13 protein-coding genes are annotated in these 20,734 nt (G+C 54.9%); 10 read left to right on the top strand and 3 right to left on the bottom strand.

Going from position 1 to position 20,734, the window contains the following annotated elements:
• Nucleotides 1-13: 13 nt before the first annotated feature.
• The 7 genes from CCY01nite_RS21770 to CCY01nite_RS21740 all read left to right on the top strand — a co-directional run bounded on the left by CCY01nite_RS21770 (nt 14) and on the right by CCY01nite_RS21740 (nt 12,661).
• Nucleotides 14-2,584: an alpha-amylase family glycosyl hydrolase gene (locus tag CCY01nite_RS21770; RefSeq protein WP_146866193.1), complete on the top strand. Its 2,571-nt coding sequence runs from the start codon at nt 14-16 to the stop codon at nt 2,582-2,584.
• Between the two features lie 55 nt (nt 2,585-2,639).
• Entirely contained in the window at nt 2,640-3,383 is a 744-nt protein-coding gene (locus tag CCY01nite_RS21765) for an ImuA family protein (protein WP_246130000.1), read from the top strand.
• A gap of 1 nt (nt 3,384) precedes the next feature.
• Complete coding sequence (locus CCY01nite_RS21760; RefSeq protein ID WP_146866191.1) at nt 3,385-4,968, top strand: Y-family DNA polymerase; 1,584 nt, start codon at nt 3,385-3,387, stop codon at nt 4,966-4,968.
• 7 nt (nt 4,969-4,975) lie between these two features.
• Entirely contained in the window at nt 4,976-8,125 is a 3,150-nt protein-coding gene (locus tag CCY01nite_RS21755; RefSeq protein ID WP_146866189.1) for an error-prone DNA polymerase, read from the top strand.
• A gap of 105 nt (nt 8,126-8,230) precedes the next feature.
• Nucleotides 8,231-10,900 carry a c-type cytochrome gene (locus CCY01nite_RS21750; RefSeq protein WP_146866187.1) on the top strand — a complete coding sequence of 890 codons (2,670 nt, stop codon included), beginning with the start codon at nt 8,231-8,233 and terminating at the stop codon, nt 10,898-10,900.
• Nucleotide 10,901: 1 nt separating this feature from the next.
• Nucleotides 10,902-11,642, top strand: a complete 741-nt coding sequence (locus CCY01nite_RS21745) for a 3-keto-disaccharide hydrolase (protein WP_146866185.1) — start codon at nt 10,902-10,904, stop codon at nt 11,640-11,642.
• Nucleotides 11,643-11,698: 56 nt separating this feature from the next.
• A complete protein-coding gene (locus CCY01nite_RS21740; protein WP_146866183.1) occupies nt 11,699-12,661 on the top strand; it encodes a 3-keto-disaccharide hydrolase in 963 nt (320 codons plus the stop codon).
• A gap of 30 nt (nt 12,662-12,691) precedes the next feature.
• Here the strand turns inward: CCY01nite_RS21740 and CCY01nite_RS21735 are convergent, their stop codons facing one another.
• The 3 genes from CCY01nite_RS21735 to CCY01nite_RS21725 form a co-directional block, all read right to left on the bottom strand.
• Nucleotides 12,692-13,162: an NUDIX hydrolase gene (locus CCY01nite_RS21735; protein WP_146866181.1), complete on the bottom strand. Its 471-nt coding sequence runs from the start codon at nt 13,160-13,162 to the stop codon at nt 12,692-12,694.
• A gap of 107 nt (nt 13,163-13,269) precedes the next feature.
• Complete coding sequence (locus CCY01nite_RS21730; protein ID WP_146866178.1) at nt 13,270-15,075, bottom strand: glycoside hydrolase family 97 protein; 1,806 nt, start codon at nt 15,073-15,075, stop codon at nt 13,270-13,272.
• A gap of 94 nt (nt 15,076-15,169) precedes the next feature.
• Nucleotides 15,170-15,553 carry a rhodanese-like domain-containing protein gene (locus tag CCY01nite_RS21725; RefSeq protein WP_146866176.1) on the bottom strand — a complete coding sequence of 128 codons (384 nt, stop codon included), beginning with the start codon at nt 15,551-15,553 and terminating at the stop codon, nt 15,170-15,172.
• A gap of 136 nt (nt 15,554-15,689) precedes the next feature.
• Here CCY01nite_RS21725 and CCY01nite_RS21720 point away from each other — a divergent pair, with 136 nt between their 5' ends.
• The 3 genes from CCY01nite_RS21720 (at nt 15,690) to CCY01nite_RS21710 (ending at nt 20,712) form a co-directional block, all read left to right on the top strand.
• Nucleotides 15,690-16,250, top strand: coding sequence for an RNA polymerase sigma-70 factor (locus CCY01nite_RS21720; RefSeq protein ID WP_146866174.1), 561 nt, complete (start codon nt 15,690-15,692; stop codon nt 16,248-16,250).
• 63 nt (nt 16,251-16,313) lie between these two features.
• On the top strand, nt 16,314-17,216 hold the full coding sequence (locus CCY01nite_RS21715; protein ID WP_146866172.1) for a FecR family protein: 903 nt from the start codon (nt 16,314-16,316) through the stop codon (nt 17,214-17,216).
• A gap of 100 nt (nt 17,217-17,316) precedes the next feature.
• Complete coding sequence (locus tag CCY01nite_RS21710; protein WP_186831196.1) at nt 17,317-20,712, top strand: TonB-dependent receptor; 3,396 nt, start codon at nt 17,317-17,319, stop codon at nt 20,710-20,712.
• Nucleotides 20,713-20,734 lie beyond the last annotated feature (22 nt).

Genomic DNA, 20,734 nt, shown 5'->3' with positions numbered 1-20,734 from the left:
CAATACATTCCACATGAAAAAGCTTCCATTACTCATCTTATGGATGGTCCTCCTGTTGCCCTTTACCGGGCAATCACAAGACCCGCCCCAGTACGGCACACCCTTCGCGAACGTCCCGGACCCGCGCGATGTGAACATCTACCAGGTGCACATCCGGCCATACAGCGCAGCCGGTAACCTCGCCGGCGTAACAGCGCGGCTGGATGCGATACAGGCGCTCGGCATCAACGTGGTCTACCTCATGCCCATCCACCCTGTTGGTCAGGATGCACGCAGCTCGATCTCACCGTATTGCATCAAAGACTTCAGGGCGGTGGCGACAGAATACGGCACCCTCGCCGATCTCCGCACACTGGTAGACGAAGCGCACAGCCGCGGCATGGCCGTTATCATGGACTGGGTGGTGAACCAGACCTCCTGGGACCATCCCTGGATCACCCAGCATCCCGAAAGATATATCCGCGACGGCAACGGTGTGATACAACCGCTGAACCCCTTCCCCGACGTTGCCGCACTCGACCTGAACAACACCGCCGTGCGCACCGAAATGATCAACGCGATGCGGTACTGGATATTCACCGCGAACATCGACGGGTTCCGCTGCGATTACGCCAACAATCCTCCGCTGAATTTCTGGACGCAGGTGATCGGCAACCTCCGAAGCATCAGCGGCCGCCAGCTCCTGCTCTTCGCGGAAGGCGACCGGCAGGAGAATTTCACGGCGGGTTTTGATTTCACCTTTGGTGACAAATGGTATTACGATGCGCTGAAACCCATTCGCAACGGCACTTCCGTAGCGCAGATACAAACCACTACAGACACGGAATATGTGCATGCCAACAGCAGCCAGCAGGTGATCAGGTACACCGCGAACCACGATACCGAAGGCAATGAAACACCGCTACAGGTGTTCGGCGGGCATAACGGCGTGGTGGTTAATTTTCTGGTGTCTGCTTACATGCGCGGAGCGCCTTTTCTGACGAGCGGACAGGAAGTCGATTTCAACCGGACCATCCCATGGCCTTACACTTCCGTCAAGATCAACTGGAACACTAATCCCTCCGCCGCCGCGGATTTCACGGACATACTACAGTTCAGGAACAGCAGCACGGCCATCCGCCGCGGCACGATGACCAACTATTCGAATACCAACGTTTGCGCATTTACCAAAACCGCCGGCAGTGAAAAAGTAGTGGTGATCGCGAATCTCCGCAGCGGCACGTCCACTTACGTGATACCCGCCGCACTGGCAGGCGCTTACACAAATGCATTTGACGGAACAGACGTGAACCTCGTGGCCGGCGCCACCCGTTCACTGAACGGCTTCGGATACCTGGTGCTCACCAATGCGAACGTGGCGCCGGTGCCCGTAACCGGTGTGAGCGTTGCTCCCGCCAACGCCTCCGTTCACGCGGGACAAACCTTGCAGCTGACCGCCACGATCGCTCCTTCCAACGCCACGAACCAGTCAGTCAGTTGGTCATCAAGCAATACCTCCGTCGCCACCGTGAATGCCAGCGGACTGGTGACGGCGATAACACCGGGAACAGCCAACATCACCGTTACCACGGCAGACGGACAAAAGACCGCCGTTTCCGCTATACAGGCAACACCCCTTACCAGCTTCACCGTGCATTTTTACAAGCCCGCTCCCTGGGGCAGCAACATCCGCATATACTGGTGGAACGCACAACCTTCAGGCACGCTGGCGGACGGCACATGGCCCGGCGTAGCCATGCAGGACGATGGCGATGGATGGTATAGCCACACCTTCGTCAATATAACATCCACCAACCTCATCTTCAACGACGGCGGCAACCAGACGGCTGACCTGAACCGGGATGAAAACGGATGGTATATGAATGGCACATGGTATGGCAGCCAGCCCACCAATCCCGGTACGGGAAATTATGTCACGATCAAAAACAGATGGAAAGGCACTTACCTCTACGATGCGGGCGGCAACACCGGCTACGGTACAAGTGTAGCCAACAATAATTACAAATGGGAAAAAGTGCCCGTCACCGCCCAATATTTCCTGCTGCGCAATGTGGGCACCGGCGAATACATGCACATCGAAAACCAGACCGGCTCCGTGCAATGTACCGCAGCCGGGGAGGACTGGTGGAGCGCACAATGGTCACAGGAACAGGCGGACGGCGTATGGCAGCGGCTCCGCAACAGGTGGCAAACCGGTCATATCATCCATGTGGAAAACCAGACCGGCTCCGCGCAATATGCCAATGCGCAGGACGGCTGGTGGAGCGCGCAATGGCAGCTGGAAGCCACCACCGTTTCGTTGTTACTTAACGAACAAAGTTTTGTAAAACCCGGCATGCAGCCTTCGCTTACCATGAACATTTTCCCCAATCCGGCCATCAACGGAACATTCCGGATCAATCTTTCCGGGTTTACAGGCGAAGAAATGTTCCGGCTGACTATTTATGACATGCAGGGAAAACAGGTGAAAACAGAATGGGTGAATAACGATACTTCCGTTGGTTATCATTTGCCTACCGGCCTTTATATCATAGAACTGAAAGGGAAAGCAACCGCCGTCAGGAAAAAGTTGATCGTTCAGTAATGATTCCAGATTTGTCAAACTAATATTTTTAGTATAACTTGCTAAAAATATTAGTTTGACATCAGGCATGCAGGCAGCGAAGAAAAGAGAGATCATTGAGCAATTGCAGAAAGACCTTCTTCTGCTGCAAGGATACAGCCCGCCGTCCGCCCATCCGGTGGATGTGGGTTTGGGACCAGTAGTGGCGGCGTTTCCGAATGCGGTTTTTCCTGTTGGGGCGATGCATGAATTTTTAAGCGATACCACAGAGCATACAGCGGCTACCGGCGGCTTTATTGCCGGCCTGCTGGCTTCGCTCATGCGGCAGGGCGGCGTTTGCGTATGGATCAGCGCATCACGAACAGTATTCCCGCCTGCATTGAGCACTTTCGGTGTGTCGCCGGACCGGATCATTTTTATTGATCTTGAGCGGGAGAAAGATGTGCTATGGGCCATGGAGGAAGCATTGAAATGTGAGGGGCTGGCGGCCGTCATCGGCGAGATCAGGGACATCAGCCTTACATCATCGCGGCGGTTCCAGCTGGCGGTGGAACAAAGCAGGGTGACCGGGTTTATGCTCCGCCATCAGCCCCGCGACCGCAATGCCATCGCCTGCATCGCCCGTTGGCGGATCACGCCCATAGCGAGCGAACCTGTGGACGACATGCCCGGCGTAGGTTTCCCGCGCTGGAAAGTAGAGCTGCTGAAAGCCCGTAATGGCAAGCCGGGCGTTTGGCAACTGGAATGGGCTGCCGGGCAGTTCAGAACGGTGGATGAAAAAATAGTAAAACACGGAGCGGTCATACGGAAAACAGGTTGATATGTGCAGGCGTTTTGTTACGATATGGTTCCGTCATTTGATAACGGACTGGATGATCATCCGCCAGCCGGCGCTGAAAGAACAGCCCTTTGTGGTAGCGGCGCCGGAACACGGGCGGATGGTGATCACCGCCGCTAGCGCTGCCGCGCAGGAAGAAGGGATCAGTACAGGCATGGTAGTAGCGGATGCAAAGGCGGCCGTTGCAGGTTTGCAGGTATTTGATGAAAAACCCGGCATGGCCGGAAGGTTGTTGAAAGCGCTCGGCAAATGGTGCATCCGGTATACACCTGTTGTAGCCATAGACCAACCGGATGGATTGATCCTCGATGCAAGCGGATGCGCGCATCTCTGGGGCGGCGAAGAGCCTTATCTCAAAGAGATCGTAACACGGCTGCGCGCATACGGCTACGATGTTCGTGCAGCCATGGCCGATACCATTGGTACGGCATGGGCGGTGACGCGATATGGGCAGGTGGCGCCTGTTTCCCCCGGCAGTGGACAGCCGCAGGCATCGCTGTCACAATCTGCGCCGGTTATCTCTAACCTGCCTCAGCCTGTGCCGGTCATCTCCAATGGCGGACAGCTGGAAGCATTGCTGCCATTGCCACCCGCCGCGCTTCGACTGGAAGCAGGTATTGTAGAGCGGTTGCAAAAGCTCGGCCTTTACAGGATCAGCAACTTTATCTCCATGCCGCGCCATGCCCTGCGGCGGCGTTTCGGGCAGGAGATCCTGCTCCGGCTGGATCAGGCGCTGGGATATGAAGAGGAAGCGATAGAACCGCTGGAACCCGTTCAGCCATACGAAGAACGGTTGCCATGCCTCGAACCGATATTGACACGCACAGGTATTGAGATCGCGCTGGAACGATTGCTGGAAACGCTCTGCGCAAGGCTTCAGCAGGAAGGGAAAGGTCTTCGTACCGCCCTACTGAAGTGCTTCCGGATAGATGGAAGAACCGAACAGGTTACGATCGGTACGAACCGCGCATCCCATCATGCGCAACATCTGTTCAGGCTGTTTGAAAATAAAATAGCAACGCTCAGACCCGGACCCGGCATCGAGCTGTTTGTGCTGGAAGCACCGAAAACGGAAGAGCTGCCCGCGCAACAGGAAACCCTGTGGACCAGTGGCTGCAGCCTGGAAAGCATACGCCTGGCGGAACTGGTGGACCGGCTGATCAATAGGGTCGGCGCACATGCCATCCGCCGTTATTTACCCGATGAACATTACTGGCCGGAACGTTCCGTCCGGCAGACCGCCGACCTGCTTGAAAAAGCCACCACGGCCTGGCGGGAAGACCATCCCCGGCCCGTACAACTCCTGCCGAAGCCCGAGCCGGTAGAAGTAGCAGCGCCTATACCGGATTATCCACCCATGCTGTTCCGCTACAAAGGCACACTGCACCGGATAAAACGGGCGGACGGCCCCGAACGCATCGAACGGGAATGGTGGCTGGAAGCAGGCCAGCACCGGGACTATTACGTCGTGGAAGATGAAGAAGGCCGGCGTTACTGGCTCTTCCGGTCAGGGCACTACGACGCGGACAGATCCACCGGCTGGTTCATTCATGGATTCTTTGCGTAAAAAAATTATGCGCTACACCGAATTACAGGTAACGACCAATTTCAGTTTTCTCCGGGGCGCTTCGCATCCTGAAGAACTGGTTGAGCAGGCAGCGGCCTATGGCTACAGCGAGATCGCGATCACCGACCGCAACACGCTGGCAGGCATCGTACGCGGGCATGTGGCGGCAAAAAAACATAACATCCGCATCATCCCCGGCTGCCGCCTCGATCTGCTGGACGGCCCGTCCCTGTTAGCCTATCCAACGAATAAAGAAGCCTACAGCCGCCTCTCCGCGTTGTTATCCGCAGGCAACCTGAGAACGGAAAAAGGCAAATGCGATCTGTATAAAGCAGATGTATACCAGCATGCCGGAGGGATGAAATTCATCATCATCCCCCCTCCTTCCCTCACCGCTGATTTCAACTTTGAACCGGCTTTCCAGGAGACGCTGAAAGAATACAGGCACATGCTGGGAAACGATCTTTACCTCGCCGCATCCCGCTCTTATCAGGGCGATGATACCAAAAAGCTGTTCCGCCTTTCACAGCTCGCCGAAGCATTGCACATCCCGCTGGCAGCCACCAATGATGTACACTATCATCATCCCTCCCGGCGGGAATTACAGGATGTGCTCACCTGTGTACGGGAAAAATGCACCATCCGCAACGCCGGCTTCCGCCTGCATCCCAACGCGGAAAGACATCTGAAACCAATAGACGAAATGCTCCGGCTGTTCCGCCGTTATCCCGACGCCATCCGGCAAACACAGGAAATTGTGGCAGCCTGCCGCTTCTCGCTGGATTCCCTGCAATATGTATATCCGGAGGAAATTACCACGGGAGGGCGTACACCGCAGGAAGAGCTGGAATTTCTCACCTGGAAGGGCGCAAGGGAGCGGTTAAGTCGCGCCATGTCAAAAAAAGCCTTTGCAAAGATTTATAAATCGATCCGGCATGAGCTGAAATTCATTAACCAGATGAATTATGCAGCCTATTTTCTAACCGTGCATGACATTGTGCGTTATGCGAGAAAAGAAGGAATACTTTGCCAGGGGCGCGGTTCTGCAGCCAACTCCACCATTTGTTACTGTCTCGGCATTACATCCGTAGACCCCACTAAATTCGACCTCCTGTTTGAACGGTTCATTTCATCCGCGCGCAACGAGCCGCCAGATATTGATGTGGATTTTGAACATGAGCGCCGCGAGGAAGTGATCCAGTACATCTATCAGAAATACGGCCGGGACAGGGCCGCCATCGTAGCCACCGTCACGCAGCTGCACCGCAAGGGCGCCGTGCGTGATGTGGGAAAAGCAATGGGATTATCCGTAGACACCATCAACCATCTTTCCGAAGCCATGTGGGATTTTTCGGAAGACTGGTTTGATGAAGCACGTTTGATTGAACAGGGGTTGAACCCACACGACCCCATCCTCCGCAAAGTACTGCAACTAACCGGACAGCTGATGGGCTTCCCCCGCCAGCTCGGTCAACATACCGGCGGATTCGTGATCACGCAGGGCAAGCTCTCCGACCTCTGCCCGATACTGAATGCCCGCATGGAAGACAGGACCTGCATTGAATGGAATAAAGACGATATCGATGCATTGGGCTTTCTAAAGATCGATGTGCTGGCATTGGGCATGCTCACCTGTATCCGCAAAGCTTTCGATCTCATCAAACAACATTACGGCCGTGAATGCACACTCGCCAATATTCCGCAGGATGATCCCGCCGTTTATGAAATGGTCAGTCATGCGGACACGATCGGGGTTTTCCAGATAGAAAGCCGCGCGCAACAGGCGATGCTGCCGCGGTTAAGACCCAAAGAGTTCTACGATCTTGTGATCGAAGTAGCCATTGTGCGGCCCGGCCCCATCCAGGGAGATATGGTACATCCTTATCTGCGGCGCCGCGACGGCCTTGAATCAGTAGAATATCCTTCTAAAGAACTGGAAAAAATATTGTTTCGCACCAAGGGCGTCCCCCTTTTCCAGGAACAAGCCATGCAGATCGCCATCGACGCAGCAGGCTTCACCCCCACGGAAGCAGACGAGCTTCGCCGCAGCATGGCCACCTTCAAAGGAATAGGCACGGTAACGAAATTCGAGCAAAAGCTGATCAAAGGCATGACCGCCAAAGGATACACCGAAGAATTCGCCCGCCGGATCTTCAAGCAGCTGGAAGGCTTCGGCAGCTACGGCTTCCCCGAAAGCCACGCCGTCAGCTTCGCCCTGCTGGTATATGTATCGTCCTGGATCAAATGTTACTACCCCGATGTTTTTGCAACCGCCCTGCTCAACAGCATGCCCATGGGCTTCTATCAACCCGCGCAGATCGTGATCGACGCGAAAAAGCATGACGTGAGCTTCCGGCAGGTGGACGTTAATCATTCAGATTGGGACAATACGCTGGAAGAAATGTCCGGCAAATATCACGTGGTACGCCTCGGCTTCCGGCAGGTAAAAGGCTTGCGCCAGGAAGATATAGTGGCGCTCCTTACTACACGCCCCGGCAGCTATACCAGCATCCCCGCCGTGCGCGATGCCGGCGTGCCGCACACCGCGCTGGAAAAACTGGCGGATGCGGATGCGTTCAGATCGATGGGGCTGGACAGGCGCAAGGCGCTATGGGAAGTATCCGCGCTCCACGACCGGCCGGTCGCTATGTTTACCGGTCAGTCCTCCGAAAGCCCCGCTGAAAAACAGATCACCTTACCTGAAATGTCAACCCCCGAACATGTGATACAGGATTATGCATCCATATCCCTGTCATTAAAAGCCCATCCCGTCAGCTTCACCCGGGAAAAGCTGGAACTGTTGCGCATTGTACCGGCAGCCCGTCTCAGCACCATGCGCGACGGCGAACAGGTAAAAGTAGCCGGGCTTGTATTGGTGCGGCAAAGACCCGGCACTGCCAGCGGCATCTGTTTTATTACCATCGAAGATGAAACCGGATGCGCCAACCTCGTTGTATTCCCTAATCTGTTCGATAAATTCCGGAAAGAGATCCTGCAATCCAGGTTACTGATGGTGGAAGGCCAGCTGCAGCGCGAAGGCGAAGTGATCCATGTGGTCGTGAAGCGTTGTTATAACCTGAACGGCCTGCTGCGGCAGGCGATGGCAGCCAGTCCGGAAGAGGATGATGTTTTTTATAAAGGAAGGAATTTTAAATAAGCACCCTTCCCGGTCATGGGCTATTTTAACCGTTCGGGCAATTATCCGGACAAATACCCCGCGTTTTATTATTTTCCGTCAACCAAACTTCCACAGAACGATACTATGAATGTCAGATCACTATGGGTGGCTGCCGCCCTCATCCTTGTAGCCTGTACGAATACCAGACATCCGGAAACATCTGCTACAGACCCCAGGGTCGCCAAGCTCAAACTTCCCGAAGGCTTTCACGCCGACCATCTGTACAGCCCGTCTGATAACGGCCAGGGCTCCTGGGTATCCATGACCTTTGACGATAAAGGCCGGATGATCGTATCCGACCAGTACGGCGCTTTATACCGGCTGGAGCTGCCGCCTGTCGGCGCCGATTCCTCCGCAAAGCCAAAGATCGAAAACCTCGGCATGGGAACAGATACCATTCCCGGCACCGATTCCGTGCGGCAGAAAGTATCCATGGGATACGCGCAGGGCCTGCTGTACGCCTTCAACAGCCTCTATGTGATGGTCAACCACCGCAGCAACGACGAGTTCGACAAAGGCAGCGGGCTTTACCGCCTGCAGGACACGGACGGAGATGATCAGTTCGACAAGATCACCCTGCTGAAAGCATTGAACGGGGAAGGAGAACATGGCCCGCATAGCGTGGTGCTCTCGCCGGACAAACAATCCATTTATGTGATCGCCGGCAATCATACGGACATCCCGCCAATGGACGCCTACCGTCTGCCTTCCAACTGGAAAGAAGATAATCTCTTTCCGCTGATCGTAGATCCTAACGGGCATGCCGCTAACCGCAAAGCACCGGGAGGCTGGATCGCAAAAGTCGATCCTGATGGCAGCCATTGGGAACTGATCAGCGCCGGCTTCCGCAATCCATTCGATCTTGCATTCAACGATGCCGGTGAAATGTTCGTCTACGATTCCGATATGGAGTGGGACATCGGCCTGCCCTGGTACCGCCCCACCCGCATCTGTCACGCTACTTCCGGCAGCGAATTCGGCTGGCGCACCGGCAACAGCAAATGGTCGCCCGCATACCCGGATAACCTGCCGGCTATACTCAACATCGGGCAGGGATCGCCGACCAATGTTATATACGGCGGCAACGCCCGGTTCCCGGAAAAATACCGCAGATCGCTGTTTGCATTTGACTGGAGCTTCGGCATCATCTATGCGGTCCAGCTCGAACCGGACGGCGCATCTTACCGCGCAACAGGAGAAGAATTCGTATCCGGCTCCTCCCTGCCTTTAACGGACGGCGTGATCGGCCCGGATGGCGCCCTGTATTTCCTCACCGGCGGCCGCAGGCTTGAATCGGATCTTTACCGTGTGTACTACGGCGATAATACCGGCAATACGGAAACACTTCAAGCCGAAGCGCTGACAGAAGACCAGCAGATACGCAAAAAGCTGGAGCAATATCACGGAAAAGCGCAGAATGGCGCGGTGGATGTTGCCTGGCCCTACCTGAAGCATAATGACCGCTTTATCCGCTACGCCGCGCGCATAGCGCTGGAACATCAGCCGGTAGCGGAGTGGCAGGAACGCGCCCTCGCGGAAAAAGATCCTGTCATCATCATTCAATCCGCCATCGCACTGGCACGGCAGGGACAGCCTGCCGTCAAAGACAGGCTGCTGCAGCAGCTGATGAGCGTGCACTATCAACAGCTTTCCGGACCGCAGCAGGTAGACATCCTCCGGGCTTTCGAGCTGGTGCTCTCCCGCATGGGAAAACCATCTTCCGGTGAACTGGAAAAAATAACCGCTTACCTGGGCCCGCACTATCCCGCTCCCACCAACGAGCTGAACCGCATGCTGAGCAAAGTGCTCGTATACCTGGAAGCACCCGATGCCGTAAAGAAAACCGTGGCATTGCTGGAAACCGCGAAAGACGACAGCACACAACATACCATGACCGCGTCTTCAGACCTCATCATGCGGAACCCGCAGTACGGCATGACCATTGCCAGCGTACTGTCGAAAGTCCCCCCGGCACAACAAACTTATTACGCCAATGTGCTGACGCAGGCAAAGACAGGCTGGACGCCCGAACTGCAGGAAGCCTATTTTTCATGGTTCTATAAAGCATTCAGCTATAAGGGAGGCTTCAGCTTCATCGGGTATATCGACAAAGCGCGCAAGCTCGCCCTGCAGCATGTGCCGAAAGACCGTTTCGATCATTTCAACATCATATCAGGCGATTCCTTACTGAACACCGTCAACAGCGCCACCGCCAGCATGCAGCCCAAAGGCCCGGGCCGCAACTGGAAAGTGGACGAGGCATTGAAGACGATAGACGAATTGAGTTTCGCCAACAGTAATTTTGAACGCGGAAAGGCCATGTTCACCGCCACGCTCTGCGCCTCCTGCCACTCGATGCAGGGAGAAGGCGGCATCGCTGGTCCGGACCTGACGCAGCTGGGTTCCCGCTTCAGTAATAAAGACATCCTCGAATCCATCATCGAGCCGAGTAAAACAATTTCTGACCAATACGGCGCTACGGTCTTCTACCTGAAAAGCGGCGGCACCACCATGGGCCGGCTCGTCAACCAGGATGAAACCCAATATTACATCTCGCAGAACCCCTTCGCTCCGCTGGAAAGAAAGGAAGTAAGCAAAGCAAATGTATTGCGCACAAGAGTGTCGGAAGTTTCTCCCATGCTGCCGGGCATGATCAACACCCTGAACCCGGAAGAGCTGAGAGACCTGCTCGCCTATCTGAAAGCAGGCGGCAATCCTAAGGATACCATTTATTCCATCAAAGAAAAAAAATAACATGCTCAAACTTGTTTCACTGGCGCTTCTGCAGGCAACACTGGCCCTGGCAAGCTGCAGCAATACCGACAGCACCCAAAAATTCAAACCCATCTTCGACGGAAAAACGCTCAACGGATGGGAAGGAGATACTACTTACTGGAGCGTGGAAAACGGCGCGATCGTTGGGAAAATAACACCCGCCACGCTGCTGAAAAGAAATACATTCATTATCTGGAAAGGCGGTCAGCCCGCGGACTTTGAGCTGAAAGCGGAGTTCCGCATTTCCGCGGAAGGCAACAGCGGCATCAACTACCGCAGTGAAAGGCTGGATGATGTGCCCTTTGCATTAAAAGGCTACCAGGCGGATATGGACGGCGGCAAACGTTACACCGGTCAGAATTACGAGGAAAAGGGCCGCACCACACTGGCATACGTCGGGCAGCAAACGCTCATCCCTCCCTCCACCGGAACGCTCGCGGACGGCATCAAAAACAATGCGTGGAGCCCCATGCAGGTAACCCGCTCGCTGGGCAACGCGGATTCGTTGAAAATGAATATAAAGGACGGAGATGAATGGAATGAATATCACCTCATCGTGAAAGGCAACCGCCTGCAGCATTACGTTAATGGCGTATTGATGAGCGATGTAACGGACAACGATACCGTCAACGGGAAAACGAAAGGCTGGATAGGCGTGCAGGTGCACGTAGGCCCGCCCATGAAAGTGGAGTACCGGAACATCCTGTTGAAAGAGGAATAGATAATAAATGCTTATCTTGTTACCTGATAAGCACAGAAAAAAAATCAATTGTTGTTATGCGTAAAAAATTTCTTGTACTGGGTATGAGCTGTTTGTTGATGACAGGCGCTGTTGTGCCCGCGTTCGCTGCTTCCGCGGCAACCCACACGGTGGCTGACGCCAAAGACCTCATCGGGCGTTGGGACATTACGGTCGATGAAAACGGAAAATCCGCCCCCTCCTGGCTGGAAGTAAAGCTGTCCGGCCACAAAACGCTGGTGGGATATTTTGTGGGCACCTCCGGCAGCGCGCGGCCCGTGGCGGAAGTGAAGTTTGATAACGGTAAGTTCAGCTTTTCCATTCCCCCCCAATGGGAAAGCGGCGACGGGTATTTTGTGATCGAAGGGCAGCTGACGGCTTCCGGCATTGAGGGGACCATCACGACCAACACCGGCCAGAAGTATAACTGGAAAGGCGTGAAGGCGCCCTATCTGAAACGGGAAACCGCGCCGGTGTGGGGCAAAGCCATCAACCTGTTCAACGGTAAAGACCTCTCCGGCTGGAAAGCCATGGGTAAAAACCAGTGGGAAGTAAGAAATGGTATACTCACCAGTCCGCATTCCGGCGCCAACCTGATCTCCGAACAAAAGTTCACCGACTTCAAGCTGCATGTGGAGTTCAGATACCAGAAAGGAAGCAACAGCGGCGTGTACCTGAGAGGCCGCCACGAAGTACAGATCGAAGACAGCCCGAAAGACGCGCATCCTTCGAGCGTGCTGTTCAGCGGCGTATATGGATTCCTCGCACCGAGCGAGATCAACGCGCTGGGGCCGGACAAATGGCAGCGCTATGATATTACACTGATCGGAAGAATGGTAACGATCGTAGCGAACGGGAAAACCGTGATCAGCAACCAGGAGATCCCCGGCATCACCGGCGGCGCACTGGATAGCAACGAAGGCGAACCCGGCCCGATCTACATCCAGGGCGACCACGGCCCGATCGAATTCAGAAAGATCGTGATCACGCCTGCGAAATAAATAATAGAACGGGCTGGCCAGAAGTAATGGTCAGCCCGGTTTATGCATTCCCAACACTCCCGCCAGCTCTTCCAGCAAAGGTATCTGCGCTGCCTTTATCTTCCGTTGCGCATCCTCCATATTGAACCATCCTCCCCTATCCACTTCCGGAAACACTTTCTTCTTGCCCGACGACGGCGGCCATTCCAGCTCAAACGTATTGCTGCGAAGAGCTGCAGTATCCAGATCTCCCGCCATGCCCCAGCAAAGTATCCTCTTCCCTCCTTTCTGCACAACAGGATGCAGCGGTATGAAATCGCCGGAAGGCCGGTAACCGGTTTCCTCTTCAAACTCGCGCACCGCCGCGTCCAGCGGATCTTCGTCCGCCGGGAACTCGCCCTTGGGCACCGTCCAGTGCCCATCATCCTTGCGAACAAAAAACGGGCCGCCCGGATGCACCAGGAAGAATTGCAGTTGCCCGTCCATGATCCTGTATAACAAAATACCTGCACTCCGCTTCATGTTATACCGCGCTCAAAATGCATGCCGCCCAGAGGCCTACAAACCAGTTCAGGTGCCGGGAATAGCCCGCTGCCAGCATCATGCCGGCGTATTGGAAATTATCGCGTTTACATGAACCTGATCACCAACCCACCTGTTGCGGGTATCACAAATTTCTCCGTATCCGTTGCCTTCATGCTTTTCTCCTCCAGCACAAACCCCTCCCCATCGCTCACCACCAGCGCCGTGTGATCTTTTCCACCGAGGAAAGAAGGCCGCAATACAAACTCCTGCGCCTGCTCCGTTCCGTTGATCACCGCCACATACCACTCGTTCCCTTTCCTTTTCGCCAGCGCCGCCAGCTTGCCGATCTCGCTGCCTTCCAGCACCCGCGTTTCATCCCAGGTGACCGGCAATGTTTGCAGCAAAGGGATGACCGGTGCGCACAATGAATCCTGCAAGATCGTTACGGGATTTTCGGCCATGCATTGAAAAGGTGAATTGAACAGGTACATCAATGCCAGCTGGTGCGTGTAAGTAGTAGGACCTTTGTTGGAAAAGAAGCCCGGCGTATAGTCGCCATGCCCGCATAAAAAGCGGGTGAACGGCAGCGCGGCGTTGTGCCAGGCGGGGATCGGTTCGTTCATATTGTTCAGCTCAAGACCCCGGATGCCTTCCCGGGTCATTTCATTGGGATAGGTGACGCTTTCGCCGGTGGGCGCGTGGCATCCGTGGAAATTCACCATCAGCCTGTGTGCGGCGGTAGCTTTGAGAAAACCGGTCTCGAAGTCCACCAGGTCTTTTGCTTCGCTGTTCATGAAATCCGTTTTCACGCCGGCAACGCCGCAAAGCACCAGGCTGTCGAGAAACGCATCGCGCTGCGCGGGCTCGCGCAACCGTTTGGAATCGCGCCATACCCATACTTTCACGTGCCGCGCGGCGGCATAACCGCAGATGTCTTTCAGTTGCGCCCATTTATCCGGCCACACGGTTTCCCAGCCTTCATCCAGCAAAGTGTATTCAAATTTTAGCGCGGATGCGGCGTCGATGAAACGTTTTTCTTCTTCCGGCTGCATATAATTTTCCTTCCGGGTGATCCAGCTCCATACCGCTTTCCCCGGCTGAATGTAGGATACGTCGCTATACAATGCGCTGTCCGGGCGGGGATTCAATGCCACGATCATCTGGTTGTTCACGAGGCTGTTGAGGTCTTTCGCATACATCACCACACGCCAGGGCGTATACTGTCCGCCCTGCACATCGAACCCTTTATCACCTTCGGTGAAATTCACCTGCACTTTGCGGCCGCCCGTCGCCTCGAGCCGCATGCCGCTGTAATCGTACAGCGCGGCTTCGGTGATCACTGTGTAACTTTTGTCATCAAGCTGTATCACCAGCGGCTTGCCCTGCACCGGGCCGGATGAGGAGATCACCGGCAGGCTGTCCACCACTGTATGCGTCCACCATCCCGCATAAGATTTCAGTTTCCAGGCGCTGTTCCTTTCAAAAAACCATACGCGGGACGATGCCGGTATGGTAAATGACGTGAATTCTTTCCGGACATGCGTTACTCCTTCACCGGGCAGCTTATACCGGAAAGCGCAGCCATCGGGGAACAGGCGGAATTCCATCCCGAAGGTGTACTGCTCTCCTTTCACGGTCACATCATATACACGGCTTTCGCCGGTGATCGTTTCCCGCGATACGGTAATGCCCCGTACATCTTCTCCCAGCGCTACATCAGAGAGTTGTATACCGGCAGCGGACGGTTCAACGAACATCTTTTCGCCGGCGGTGGCGGACCATAACAGTTTGCCGTCGGTGACGTGCAGTTGTGCGGATATTTTGCCGGAGGGATCTGAAAAGTGAAGGTTGTTTTGCGCGCAGGCGCTTAGCAGAAACAGGAATATAACGGGAACTATCTTGTGGCTCATCGTTCAAAATAATAATACCGCTAAATATCCTGTGCATATACCGGCAAACAAACGACATGGGAGCGTTCCCATTTTGCGGGAATGCTCCCAAATATTATTCTTCCACCGGCAAAGACGCTTCTTTCCAGGCTTTGATGCCGCCGTCCATATGCGCGACGTTCTCATAACCCATCTGTTGCAGCGTTTGCACCGCCAGCGCGGAGCGGCCGCCGGACGCGCAATGCAGTATGAGCCGTTTCCCTTTGTCGAATGCCGGTTTGTGATAAGGCAGGGAAGCATCTGCATAAAATTCCAGCATGCCCCGCGGCGCATGTACGGCGCCGGCTATCTTGCCGTTTTGCGCTAGTTCTTCGCTTTCACGGATGTCTATCAATGTGGCATGACCGTTGGATAATTCTTCCTGCACCTGTTGCGGCGTCAGGTTCTCAATGTGCTGTTTGGCTTCCTTCACGAGGTCAGCGGCAGATTTAGCTGTCATGGAATGAATATTTGAGGTTGAACGATTTGGGGTGTCAATGCAAATGTAGGGAATATCCAAAAATTATTATAAATTAACCCCGCATAGGACTACGACAACCAGTTTTGCGCCACGGCATGAAATACCAACAACATTTATGAAAACAGGGGAAGCTGCATTCCATCCGGACGATGCGCTGGTCGAAATGATCAGGCAGGATGATGCCGGCGCCTTTGAGGCTGTATATAATAAATATGCGGCGCAACTCTTCCACGCCGCCCATGCTATCCTGAAGGACAGGGAAGCCTGTGAAGACATCATCCAGGAACTGTTCACCGACCTCTGGAGCAAACGGCATCGCCTCCTTATTCACAACCTCAAAGCCTACCTCTTCGCCGCCACCCGCAACAACGTGCTCATGACCATCCGCTCCGGCAAAGTAAAGGTCAATATCTCCGAACTGGAACAGCTCGTGGAACAAAGCACCGCCGCGGACGCCGTCACGGAAAAAGAGCTGCTACAATGCATCGACCGGAACGTGGCGCAGCTTCCGCAGAAATGCCGCACCATTTTCATCCTCAGCCGGGAGCAAAAGCTCTCCCATAAAGAGATCGCCAGCTACCTCAACATCTCCTCCAAAACCGTTGAAAACCAGATGACCATCGCGCTCAAACGGTTGCGGTCTTCCCTTGGGGACTTCATGTCCTTCTTTCTCTGAAAAAAAATTTTCCTCCGCTTTTGGGGGATGCCACCCTTTCCTGCATCTTAATGTATATCGGCCATGAAAAGAAAAAGATCCATAAAGCGAAAAGAAGACGGCAAGCTGGACGACCTGGTTGGCCGGTATTTTAAAAAGGCGGAAGCATCCGGTGTGGAAGACAGCGGCGAATTTGACGGTGAAAAAGTATTCCACAGGATCTCCCGCAACATAGCCGGACAAAAAAGACGCATATGGATGCGCTGGGCCGCGGCGGCCAGCATTGCAGCCCTGCTTGGCGTACTTTTCCTTTGGCAGCAAGGGCCGGCCGGCCATAGTTCCGTCGCCGCCATGACGGAAAGATCCGCCGGCATCGGCCGTACGCTGCAGGTGCAGCTGGAAGACGGCACCATCGTATGGCTCAACGCCGGCAGTACCCTGCGCTACCCCGCCACTTTTGCGGCGGACAAACGCGAGGTATTCATTGAAGGCGAAGCATACCTGGAAGTGAGCCAGGATGCAGCAAGACCTTTTTCAGTGCATACGGGGGACGTGGTCACAAAAGTGCTGGGCACCTCATTCAATATAACCGCTTATCCGGGCGACCGGCAGGTGGAAGTGACCGTGCTCACCGGCAAGGTTAGCCTCGGCAATACCGTACTCACACAGGGGCAGCAGGCCGCCTGCACGCAAAACGGCGCTGTGGTGGCGTTCAACAAACAGATCGATGCCGCGGAAGCTATTCTGTGGAAAGATCATAAAGTGGTCTACAACGGTAAACGACTGGCGCAGGTAGCCGCATCGCTGGAACGGTGGTATGGCGTAGAGATACGGCCCGACGCACAGCTGGCGGACTGCACCATATCCGCCGACTTTACAAGCGAACCGGTAGACAGCGTCATGGCCGTGCTGGCGCAGCTTGTCAATGGCAAAGCGGTGCGCACCGCCAACAGCTACCGCATCACCGGGGAAGGCTGCAACTACTAAACCAAGGGAAATTATGATATCCAGATCACCAGCCGGGTAATATTCCACGTACCTGAAATACCCGGTAACCTTCTATCGTACAACTATAATGCTAAAAATTATGAAAAGAACTCTATCTGCAAAGAGTAGAGCATGCCCGCTATTGCCCTTTACCAAAGGATGCAGGGCTTTCTCAAAAGTATTGATATTGCTGGTCCTTCCCCTCCTCCACGCATCCGGCGGATTCGCGCAGGACGTGCTGCGGAAAGGGGTTTCCATCACGCTGAAAGAAAAACCGCTGGATGAAGCGCTGCAGGAAATTTCCGCCGCATCCAAGGTTAAGTTCGCGTACCCGGACAAACTCGTAAAGCAACAGGCGACGATCACCCGGCGCTACAACGATGCGCGCCTGGAACAGATACTCAACGACATCCTGCAACCCAGCGGACTGACGTACGAAGTGGTAGGCAGCATGATCGTCATCAAAAAGGCCGTGACCACACCCGCGCCGGACAACACCAGCCAGGAAAAGATCACCGCCAGCGGCGTTGTCACCGATTCAACCGGCACGCCCCTCTTCGGTGTTTCCGTGATGCTGAAAGGCAGTCCCTCTACCGGCACCAGCACCAGTGAAAACGGCGCCTTCGCTTTGCAGGTGCCCGCCGGCGCATCGCTGGTATTGTCGATGATCGGCTTTGTGCCGCAGGAAGTGGCCGTCAGGGGGCAACAGCCTCTGCGTATCACGCTGCTGGAAAACAGAACAGGACTGAACGAAGTGGTGGTCGTAGGCTTCGGCACCCAGCGCAAGATCACCCTCACGGGTTCGGTCGCCTCCATTCAGACCAAAGAGCTGAAGCAGTCCGCCGTATCGAACCTTTCCAGCGCGCTGGTAGGACGCTTACCCGGTTTGATGGCCCGGCAGTCCAGCGGCGAGCCCGGCGCCAACGGCTCTTCCATATGGCTGCGCGGACAATCCACTTACTCCGGCGGCAACGGCCCGCTGATCATGATCGACGGCGTACCGCGTGACGGGTTCGAATTCATCGACCCGAACGAAGTGGAATCCATCACCATCCTCAAAGACGCATCTTCCACCGCAGTATATGGCGTACGCGGCGCCAACGGCGTCGTGCTCGTCACCACCAAAAGAGGAACGGTGGGCAAGCCCTCCGTGCAGTTCAACGTGGAATCGGCCATGAACACCCCCACCCGACTGCCCGAATACCTCAACTCCGTGGAGTACTTCCGCTATTACCGCGCCGGGCTGATCAACGACGGCCGCCTGGCGGAAGCGGAGAAATATACGGATGAATTCATCTCCCGCTACGACCGCAGCATCGACTGGCCGGCGGAGCTGGAATATGAATACCTCTATCCGAATGTGGACTGGCTGGACTACATGCTGAAAGACCACTCCTGGCGCACCACCGCCAACGTGAACGTGCGCGGCGGCGCGGAGAAGTTCAAATACTTCGTATCCGGCTCCTACTTCACGGAAGACGGTATTTATAATCATGACGATGCCATCAAGGATTACAACATCCAGGCGAACGAAAAAAGGTTCAACTTCCGCTCCAACATCGACATGGAGATCAGCAAATGGTTCAAAGCGGAGCTGGGCCTTTCCACCATTGTGCGTTACCGGAATTATCCCACGCCTCCCGCCGGCGAATATTTCATTTCGCTGAAAACCACCGCGCCCTACGAAATGCCGGTCTTCAACCCGGACGGCTCCATTGCCGAACCAGCCCGCGGCAACAGCAATCCCTATGCGCAGCTGACGCAGCGCGGTTATAAAAGGATGCTGAACTCTTACCTGCAGGGTACCGTAGGCTTCACGGCGGACCTGCGTTTCATCACAAAAGGACTGACCGCCCGCACCCGATTCTCCTACGATGCGCTGAGCAATGGCGGCTTTGAACGTTCGAAGAACTACTGGTCTTTCCTCTATGAAGGAAATGGAGAATATACGCAGGTGAAGCAGGGCCAGGACTTTTTGAACTACTCCACGATGAACGACTACTGGCAAACGCAGATCAATCCCGAGTTCTATATCAACTACGACCGCCGCTTCGGCAAGCACGACGTTTCCGGCATGGTCCTCTACCGGCTGAAGAACGAATCCCGCCGCGCTACGAACTTCGTAGACGGGCTGCCAAGGCGCGAACAGGGGCTGGTAGGCCGCATCGCTTACGGATATAATGAAAAATATTTCGCGGAAGCCAACTTCGGTTATAACGGATCGGAAAACTTCATGACCGGCAGACGGTTTGGTTTCTTCCCTTCTTTTTCCGTGGGATGGGTGATCAACCGCGAGGCGTTCATGGAAGAAGTTAGATGGATAGACCTGCTGAAGATCAGGCTTTCCCACGGGATGGTCGGCAACCAGGACCCCGGCACCCGCTTCGCTTATCAAAGCCAGTGGAACCTTTCCGCCGGCGGCTACAACTTCGGATATGACTACCAGAACAACAAACCCGGCGCGCTGGAAGGAAAGACCGGCAACCCGCTCACATCCTGGGAAACCGCACGGATGACCAATCTCGGTCTTGACTTCAACATCAAGAACAGCCTGCTGTCACTCACCGCCGACATGTTCTATGAAAAACGGACGGGCATCTTCACCACCTCCTCCCGTATCACCTCCGCGCTGATGGGCATTCCCGCCGGCAACCTGCCCACCATCAACGCCGGTATGGTGGAGAACAAAGGGTTTGAAGTAGACCTCAAACATCAGAAGCAGCTCGGCCGCTATTTCTCCTATTTCATCCGCGGCAACTATACCTACGCCCGCAACAAGATACTGGACTACCTCGAAGAACCTACCTCCGACCGCCCCTGGCAGACCCGCAAAGGCCGCTCGCTTAACGACATCCTGACCTATGTGGCCACCGGCTATTTCCAGAGCCAGGACGAGATCGACAAAGCACCCTCACAGGCATTCTTCGGCACGGTACAGCCCGGCGACGTGCGCTACCTCGACGTAAACGGCGACGGCATCATCGATTCCTACGACAGAACATACATCGGTAAGGATTCCGAACCAACCTCCATCATGGGCGCCTCCGCGGGCTTCTCCTACCGCGGGTTCGACTTCAGCATTCTCTTCCAGGGCGGCTTCGGCAGATGGCTCTTCACGGACGGCTCTACCATGTTCGGCACCAACTATGAGTTCAGGCAGGTGATGTACGCTGTAGGCACAGACTACTGGACGCCCGAAAACACCAATGCCGCATTTCCCCGCGCCATGAGCCAGAAAACACCTAACAATACTGAACGCAGCACACATTATCTCCGCAATGGCAATTACGTAAGGCTCAAGAACATGGAGATCGGCTATTCCCTGCCGGTGCACCTGATCAAACGGCTGGGCATGGCGAATGTACGCATCTATGCCAACGGCAATAACCTGTACACCTGGGATCAGGTGAAGCTTTTTGATCCTGAAGAAAACTATGGCTCTCCTTCCTATCCATTGATGTCCACCTACAATTTCGGGATCAACGTAGGGTTTTAATCGTTTTGAAAAATAATCAGTA

The sequence above is a fragment of the Chitinophaga cymbidii genome (genome assembly GCF_007992715.1).
Classification (GTDB): domain Bacteria; phylum Bacteroidota; class Bacteroidia; order Chitinophagales; family Chitinophagaceae; genus Chitinophaga; species Chitinophaga cymbidii.
Note: the sequence above shows the minus strand (reverse complement) of the source record. Positions and strands in the feature narration are given on the sequence as shown.